The organism is Aquabacterium sp. UBA2148 (assembly GCF_002328915.1).
Classification (GTDB): domain Bacteria; phylum Pseudomonadota; class Gammaproteobacteria; order Burkholderiales; family Burkholderiaceae_C; genus Aquabacterium; species Aquabacterium parvum.
In genome coordinates, this window is the sequence record NZ_DCXA01000292.1 from 3,540 (window position 1) to 11,366 (window position 7,827).

The 7,827-nt window shown below is 67.6% G+C and carries 7 protein-coding genes; 4 read left to right on the plus strand and 3 right to left on the minus strand.

What is annotated here, in order from left to right; all coding sequences use genetic code 11:
- The first annotated feature begins 182 nt into the window (after positions 1–182).
- The 4 genes from B2W70_RS16140 to B2W70_RS16155 all read left to right on the plus strand — a co-directional run bounded on the left by B2W70_RS16140 (position 183) and on the right by B2W70_RS16155 (position 4,396).
- Positions 183–1,070, plus strand: a complete 888-nt coding sequence (locus B2W70_RS16140; protein WP_286747212.1) for an NAD-dependent epimerase/dehydratase family protein — start codon at positions 183–185, stop codon at positions 1,068–1,070.
- Positions 1,067–1,441, plus strand: a complete 375-nt coding sequence (locus B2W70_RS16145) for a DoxX-like family protein (protein ID WP_286747214.1) — start codon at positions 1,067–1,069, stop codon at positions 1,439–1,441. The genes B2W70_RS16140 and B2W70_RS16145 overlap by 4 nt, the downstream gene beginning before the upstream one ends.
- Entirely contained in the window at positions 1,438–1,914 is a 477-nt protein-coding gene (locus tag B2W70_RS16150) for a DUF2269 family protein (RefSeq protein WP_286747216.1), read from the plus strand. The genes B2W70_RS16145 and B2W70_RS16150 overlap by 4 nt, the downstream gene beginning before the upstream one ends.
- A 199-nt stretch (positions 1,915–2,113) precedes the next feature.
- Positions 2,114–4,396, plus strand: a complete 2,283-nt coding sequence (locus tag B2W70_RS16155; protein ID WP_286747218.1) for a penicillin-binding protein 1A — start codon at positions 2,114–2,116, stop codon at positions 4,394–4,396.
- Here B2W70_RS16155 and B2W70_RS16160 read toward each other — a convergent pair.
- The 3 genes from B2W70_RS16160 to B2W70_RS16170 form a co-directional block, all read right to left on the minus strand.
- Positions 4,382–4,912, minus strand: a complete 531-nt coding sequence (locus B2W70_RS16160; protein ID WP_286747224.1) for a M48 family metallopeptidase — start codon at positions 4,910–4,912, stop codon at positions 4,382–4,384. The two genes, B2W70_RS16155 and B2W70_RS16160, sit on opposite strands and share 15 nt — an antisense overlap.
- A 49-nt stretch (positions 4,913–4,961) precedes the next feature.
- Entirely contained in the window at positions 4,962–6,422 is a 1,461-nt protein-coding gene (gene sbcB / locus B2W70_RS16165; RefSeq protein ID WP_286747219.1) for an exodeoxyribonuclease I, read from the minus strand.
- 119 nt (positions 6,423–6,541) lie between these two features.
- Positions 6,542–7,663 (minus strand): beta-ketoacyl-ACP synthase III, encoded by a 1,122-nt coding sequence (locus tag B2W70_RS16170; protein WP_286747220.1) that lies wholly within the window; start codon positions 7,661–7,663, stop codon positions 6,542–6,544.
- Positions 7,664–7,827: the final 164 nt, after the last annotated feature.

Below are 7,827 nucleotides of genomic sequence, written 5' to 3' on the forward strand. Positions count from 1 at the left end.
GCTTGGCTCTACCCCCGGTTCGCCCGCCGTCGCCAACGGGTGCCGCGCTGGCTGGTGAGGGCGGTGTTCGAAGGCCCCATCCGCAGGTCGGCACAGGCAGCGCACGCGCGCATGAACTGCAGCGCAGCGGGCTGCCCACTGCCTGAGCGCCACGATCAGCCGTCAGCCCAAGGAGACGCATCATGAGGGTCCTGGTGTGTGGCGCTCGGGGCTTCATCGGTGCCCGCGTGGCAGGCGCATTGCAACAGGCTGGGCACGATGTGCTGCTCGGGGTTCGTGCGCCAGCCCATGGGCAAGTCCGTGAGCGCCGGGTCGATTTCCTGAGGTGGCGCCAGCCTGAGGACTGGCGAACGACACTGGTGGACGTGGGCGCGGTGGTCAACGCCGTGGGGGTCCTGCGCGACAGCCCCCGTCAACCCATGCAGGCCATCCACGCAGAGATTCCACAAGCCTTGTTCGAGGCCTGCGCGAGGCAAGGTGTGAGGCGGGTGGTCCACGTCTCAGCCCTGGGCATCGAAGGCAACCCGACGCTGTACGCGCGCAGCAAGCTCGCCGCCGAAACCGCCCTGCTGAGCAGGGTGAGGGACGGCCGCCTCGATGGCGTGGTGCTGCGGCCGAGCATCGTCTTCGGCGAAGGCGGAGACAGCAGCCGGTTGTTCACCCTGCTGGCCAGGTCGCCACTGCTGTGCCTGCCCTCTCCCGTCATCCGGGCAAGGGTCCAGCCCATCGCCGTCGGCGAGATGGCCTTGGGTGTGGCCCGCCTCCTGACGCCCCAAGGCGCAGCGGTGCAAGGCGTGCTGAACGTGGTCGGGCCCGAGGCCCTGACGTTGGCGGACTTCATTGCCACCCTGCGTCGGCAGATGGGCCATGGGCGCGCCCGTGTCCTGCCCCTGCCCGACCTGCTGACCCGGTTGAGCGCGAGGCTGGGCGACGAGCTGCCCTGGGCGCCATGGTGCACCGAGACACTGAGCCTGCTGGCTCAGGACAATGTCGCAACCGCAGCGGCTTTCGAGCAGTTGCTGGGGAGATCGGCAACCAGCCCCGACCACCTGATGGCCTGCGCACCATGAACACGCACATCACCCTGCCAACGCGCCCGGTGATCGCTGTCCTCGCGGCGATCTGGCTCGTCACAGCCCTGGCCAGCGCCTGGACGGCCAACACCATCGGGCCGAACTTGCTGGCGGCACAGCCGGGCTTGCCGCCGAGCTGGTACCCCTGGCTGATCTGGGGTGGCGCCGTCCTGGACCTGGTGCTGGGCCTGGCCATGTGGCTGCGCCCAGGCCGCGTGGTCTGGGCGATGGCGCTGACCGCGACGCTGAGCATGACCGCTGTGGCCACCTGGATCGATCCGACGCTGTGGTGGCACCCGCTGGGGCCCCTCACCAAGAACCTGCCCATCATCGCCCTGCTTTGGGCCTTGCAGAGAGCTTCATCATGACCACCTACCTTGTCCTCAAGTGGTTCCACATCCTGTCCAGCGTGTTGATGGTCGGCACCGGCTTCGGGTCGGCCTTCTACATGTTCTTCATCAACCGCACCGGCTCGGTCGAGGCACAGGCCCTGGTGAGCCGGCTGGTGGTGCGGGCGGACTGGTGGTTCACGACCCCCACGGTGATCCTGCAACCGCTGTCAGGGCTGGCGCTGGCACACATGGCCGGCTGGCAACTGGACAGCCCATGGATCGTGTGCGCACTGGCACTCTATGCACTGGCTGGCCTGTGCTGGTTGCCCGTGGTTGTGTTGCAACTGCGCATGGCTGCCATGGCCGAGCAGGCTTGGCAAAAGGGTGAGCCACTGCCCGAGGCCTACCATCGCCACGCACGCCTGTGGACCTGGCTGGGCATTCCCGCGTTCACGGCGATGCTGGCGGTGTACTACCTGATGGTGGCCAAGCCGCCCCTGTGGGCCTGACCGACCACGCCCCGGGCGACCGCTCCCGCCGCAGCGAGATAATCGCCGTTTTGTGGCTCTCGCAGGCCGGGCTTGACCCGCCTGCCCGCTGTGCATGCCTGACCTGGCTCCCCTGTCGGCCCCGAGGCCCCTGCGGCCCTCGCAGAAAAGCCTCCCGCCGACACACCGTCCCCAAGGCGGCTTCGTCCTGACCGCAGCCTTGCTGGCCCTGGCCGCAGGCGCCATCGCCGTGCTGGCCCTGCTCTTGACGGCCGCGGTGCTCTACCCACAGTTGCCAGACACCAGCGGCCTGGCGAACTACCAGCCCAAACAGCCCTTGCGCGTCTACACGGCCGACGGGGTCGAGATCGGCGGCTTCGGCAGCGAGCGGCGCCAGTTCGTGCCCTTCGACAAGATCCCCAAGCTGATGCGCGACAGCCTGCTGGCCGTCGAGGACAGCCGCTTCTACGACCACCACGGCATCGACCCGATCGGCGTGGCGCGCGCGGTGGTGGCGAACCTGACCGGCGGTCGCACACAAGGCGCCTCCACCATCACGCAGCAGGTGGCGCGCACCTTCTTCCTGACCCGCGAGAAGACGATCTCGCGCAAGCTCAAGGAGGCGCTGCTGTCGCTCAAGATCGAGCACGAGCTGAGCAAGGACCAGATCCTCACGCTCTACATGAATCAGATCTACCTGGGTGCGCGCTCCTACGGGTTTGCCGAGGCCGCGCAGACCTACTATGGCAAGCCGTTGAGCGCGCTGACACCGGCTCAGTGCGCCATGCTGGCGGGGTTGCCGCAGAACCCGTCGTACGTGAACCCGATCAAGAACCCCTCGCGGGCCCGCGCACGCCAGCTCGTGGCCTTGTCGCGCATGCGCAGCGAGGGCGTGCTCACCGCAGAGCAATACGAAGCAGCCAAGGCCGAGAAGCCCTCCACCCGCGACCCCGGAGAAGCGGAGGTGCACGCCGAGTACGTGGCCGAGATGGCTCGCGCCCAGGTCTACGCGCAGTACGGCGAGCAGGCCTACACCAGCGGCATGAAGGTGGTGACGACGCTGCGCGCGGCCGAGCAACAGGCTGCCTGGAAAGCCCTGCGCAAGACCCTGATCGACCGCGAGCTCGGACTGGCCTGGCGTGGGCCCGAAGGCCATGAAGACCTGGAGCGCGGGCTGGCTGACACCGACCCGGCCGTCTCTCAGGTGCTGGCCGACCACAACGACGACGAGATGCTGCAGGTGGCCGTGGTCACGCAGGTCTCGCCCAAGCAGGTCACGCTGGTGCTGTCGGGCGGCGAGGTCATTCCGGTCGGTGGCAAGGGGCTGCGCCAGGTGCAAGCCGGTCTGAGCGCCAAGGCCAGCGACAAGCTCAAGCTGCGCCGAGGCTCGGTGGTGCGCGCGCTGCAGCAAGGCAGCAACTGGGTCATCACGCAGTGGCCCGAGGCCGAAGGGGCGCTGGTGGCTCTGGACCCTCGCGATGGCGCGGTGCGGGCCCTGGTTGGCGGCTTCGATTTCCAGCGCAACCAGTTCAACCACGTCACGCAGGGCTGGCGCCAGCCGGGCTCGAGCTACAAGCCCTTCCTTTACGCGGCCGCGCTCGAAAACGGCGTGATGCCCGAAACCCTGGTCAACGACGCCCAGCTCACGGTGGGCAACTGGAGTCCTTCGAACGCCGACGGTCAGTTCGAAGGCCCCATGCCCCTGCACACGGCGCTGGCCAAGTCCAAGAACATGGTGAGCATCCGCCTGGTGCAGCTGATGGGTCCTCAGGCCGCTCGCACCTGGACGGGCCGCTATGGCTTTGACGTCGACAAACAGCCCGACAACCTGACGCTGGCGCTGGGCGCCGGCTCGACCACGCCGATGCAGTTGGCCAGCGCTTACGCGGTCATCGCCAACGGTGGCCTGAAGGTCAGCCCGGTGGTGATCAGCCAGATCACCGATGGCTCGGGCAAGGTGGTGTTCGAGGCCACCCCGAAGGTGCTCGATGAAAGCGACCGCGTGATCCCGGCCCGCAATGCCTTCCTGACCGGCACGCTGCTCAACGAGGTCACCCGCTCGGGCACGGCCGCGAAGGCGCAAGCCCAGCTTCGCCGTCCTGACCTGTACGGCAAAACCGGCACCACCAACGACGTGTACGACGCCTGGTTCGCGGGCTTTCAGCCACGCAGGGTGGCCGTGGTCTGGCTGGGCCACGACACACCGCGCAGCCTGGGCAGCCAAGCCTCGGGCTCGTCGCTGGCTTTGCCGGCATGGATCCAGTACATGGGCACGGCCCTGGCCAAAGAGCCGGTGGTCGAGATGCCGGTGCCCGAGGGCGTGGTGCGCACGGAGTCAGGCTGGCGTTACAGCGAGTGGGCGTCGGGCGGCTTCATCGGAGAGCTGGGTGTGGACGACGAGCCCATCGATCCGAGCCTGATCCCCAGCCCACCTCAACCCGGCGAAACACCGAGCACCGAAGACAGGCTCAAGGGCTTCCTGGAGCGCTTATTCGGGCGCTGAGGCCTGAGCCCACAGGCCCAGGCTGCGCGCCGTGAGCCACAGGCGGCAGTCGAACTCCCACTGGTGGTAATGCGGTGCCATGTGCGTGCACAGGCTGTAGAAGGCCTTGTCGTGCTCGCGCTCCTTGAGGTGCGCCAGCTCGTGCACGACGATCATTTCCAGGAACTCGGGTGGTGCCTCGCGAAACACGCTGGCCACGCGGATCTCGCGCTTGGCCTTGAGCTGCCCGCCCTGCACACGAGAGACGCGGGTGTGCGTGCCCAGCGCATGCTGGATCACCTGGAGCTTGCTGTCGTAGGCCACCTTGCTGATGGGGTCGGCGCCGCGCAGGTAGCGGGCCTTGCGCTCCATGACGTGGTCGTAGAGCGCCTTGTCGGTGCGCACATCGTGCACCTCGGGGTAGCGCTGGCGCAGCACCTCGCCGAGCTTGCCGGCGTCGATCAGGCCTTGCACCTGCTGCACGAGCGCGGGCGGGTAGCCGCCGAGGTAGCTCAGGGCTTTGAGCGACGGGTTGATCGGCACGGCAGCGCCTTGCACACCACGCTGACCTGCCCCGACGGTCTTGTCAGGGCGCGATCTGCTCGGCATGGTCGTACAGCGCGCTGAGGATGTCCTGCGCGCGTTCGTCGTCTTCGCCGCGCTCTTCCATCAACTGGTCGATGCGCTCGAAGAAAGCCGCGAGGCTGAGTCCGCCACCCTGCCCTTCGTGCAGGCGGGCGCTGCGAAGTTCGTGCCATCGGGTCTGCTCTTCGTCGCTCAGCGTGTCGGGGAAGTTGCGCGCGCGGTAGCGAAAGAAGATCTCCTCCAGGCGCTCGTCGGCAAAAGCCGGGTGCTTGTCGACCAGGGCCTCGGGCGAGAGGCCGCGCAGGCGCTGCAGCAGGCGGCGGTCGTCGTTGCCCACGAAGCCACCGTACAGGTCTTCGTCCACGTCCACCGGGGCCGCACCGGCCGTGCGCTCGGGGCGCGAGAACACCTCGGCCCAGATGCCGTCCATGCGGCTGCCTTGGGCTGCGGCCAGCTCGGCGCGTTGCAAGGCCTGCTCGACGTCGATGCCCCACTTGGCACGCAACTCGGGCGTGAGGATCTTGAGGTTGCCCAGCACCACGGGCGACTTGTTGATGTGGATGCTCTTGAGCGGCAGGCGCGTGACGCCTTCAGGCAGGTCGGCCGCCTTGGTGAACATGCGCAGGCGGATGTCGGCCACGCTGAGGTCGAACAGCTCGGCGGGGTCATGCGCCAGGTCCCAGACCAGGATCTCGTTCTTGTTGCTGGGGTGCTGGGCCAGCGGCCACACCAGGGCCATGCAGCCGCGCTCGTGGCCATACATGCCGGAGATGTGCACAAAAGGCTTCCAGCCGGCACGGGGCTTGTCCAGGCCAGCTTCGGCGAGCACGGCGTCCTTCTTGCGCAGCTTCAGGCAGAAGTCCCACAGCTTGGGCTGGTGCTGCTTGATCAGGCGGGCCAGGGCGACGGTGGCGCGCACGTCTGACAGCGCATCGTGCGCGGCTTCGTGGGCCAGGCCATTGGCGGCGGTCAGGTGCTCGAGCTTGAAGGAGGGGCGGCCGTCTTCGTGCTTCGGCCAGGTGATGCCGTCGGGGCGCAGGGCCCAGGTGCAGCGCACCACGTCGAGCAGGTCCCAGCGGCCGCAGCCGTTCTGCCATTCGCGCCCATAGGGGTCGATCAGGTTGCGCCAGAACAGGTGGCGGGTGACCTCGTCGTCGAAGCGGATGGTGTTGTAGCCCACGCCAACGGTGCCGGGCGCGGCCAGCTCGCGCTCGATGGCGTCGGCAAAGGTGTGCTCGGGCACGCCCTGAGCCAGGCACTGCTGCGGCAGGATGCCGGTGAGCAGGCAGGACTCCGGATCGGGCAGGTAGTCGGGCGCTGGCTGGCAGAACAGCTTCAGCGGCTCACCCACCTCGTTGAGGTCGGCATCGGTGCGCACACCGGCGAACTGAGAGGGACGGTCGCGGCGCGGCACGCGGCCGAAGGTCTCGTAGTCGTGCCAGTAGAAGGTGAAGTCGCTCATGGCGCTCGGGGCCTGCAAAAGCCTGAGTGGCGTCGATTCAAACAAAACGGCCCGGCGGTTCACCCGCTGGGCCGTGTCGGGATGCGGTCATTGTCCCGCATCGGCATCTGGCGAACGTGTCAGCGCTTGCGCACCACCACCGAGCCGACCGAGTAGCCCGCGCCGAAGGAGCAGATCACGCCCAGGTCGCCCGACTTGAGGTCAGCGCGGTGCGCATGGAAGGCGATGATGGAGCCGGCCGACGAGGTGTTGGCGTACTCGTCCAGGATCAGCGGCGCGATCTCGGGCGTGACTTCCGCGCCGATGAGCTTCTTGACGATGAGCTGGTTCATCGACAGGTTGGCCTGGTGCAGCCAGAAGCGGCGCACGTCGGTGGGCTGGATGCTCAGTGCGCTCAACTGCGTCTCGATGTGGGCGGCGGCGATGGGCACCACCTCCTTGAACACCTTGCGGCCTTCCTGGCGGAAGGTCTTGTCGCGGGCATTGGGGTCGCTGTCTTCGCTGCGGTTGAGGTAGCCGAAGTTGTTGCGGATGTTGTTGGAGAACTGCGTGGCCAGCTGAGAGCCCAGCACGTCCCACTGGTCGGCCGAGGTGGCCGTGTCGGCGCGCTCGACGACGGTGGCCGTGGCCACGTCACCGAAGATGAAGTGGCAGTCGCGGTCCTTCCACTCCTGGTGGCCGGAGGTGATCTCGGGGTTGATGACCAGCACGCACTTGGCCGAGCCCGAACGCACGGCGTTGACCGCCTGCTCCAGACCGAAGGTGGCGGCCGAGCAGGCCACGTTCATGTCGAAGGCGTAGCCGCCTGCACCCAGCGCGGCCTGGATCTCGATGGCAATGGCTGGATAGGCCCGCTGCAGGTTGGAGCAGGCGCAGATCACACCGTCCACGTCGGCGCCGGTCTTGCCAGCGGCAGCCAAGGCCTTCTTGGCGGCTTCGACGCCGATTTCGGCCAGCATGGAGAGTTGCTCGTCGCTGCGCTCCTGAAAGCGCGGGTGCATGCGGGATGGGTCCAGGATGCCGGACTTCTCCATCACGTAGCGCTGCTTGATGCCCGAGGCCTTCTCGATGAACTCGGCACTGGAGTGCACCAGCGGCTGCACGGTGCCCGCCTCGATGGCAGCAGCGTTTTCGGTGTTGAAGCGGTCAACGTAGGCGTTGAAGGCCTCGACCAGCTCGGCGTTGGTGATGGTGTGCGGCGGCTGGTACAGACCGGTTCCGCTGATGACAACTGCGCTCATGGGCTCTCTCTCGCACGTCTGGCTCGAAGGAAAACCGGGATTTTGCCACCTTTCCCCCAGCGGGGCACCTGCGGCAGTCCACAGCCCGCTCCGCGTGATCGGGGGCAAGCCCCCAATGCGGCGTTGCACAATCAGATCACAATCGAGCCGACACGGCGGGCGCT

Bases quoted from the DNA above. Each gene is read 5' to 3' on its own strand.
- B2W70_RS16140 (WP_286747212.1), top strand. From the start codon at position 183: ATGAGGGTCCTGGTGTGTGGCGCTCGGGGCTTCATCGGTGCCCGCGTG.
- B2W70_RS16145 (WP_286747214.1), top strand. From the start codon at position 1,067: ATGAACACGCACATCACCCTGCCAACGCGCCCGGTGATCGCTGTCCTC.
- B2W70_RS16150 (WP_286747216.1), top strand. From the start codon at position 1,438: ATGACCACCTACCTTGTCCTCAAGTGGTTCCACATCCTGTCCAGCGTG.
- B2W70_RS16170 (WP_286747220.1), bottom strand. From the start codon at position 7,663: ATGAGCGCAGTTGTCATCAGCGGAACCGGTCTGTACCAGCCGCCGCAC.
- sbcB (WP_286747219.1), bottom strand. From the start codon at position 6,422: ATGAGCGACTTCACCTTCTACTGGCACGACTACGAGACCTTCGGCCGC.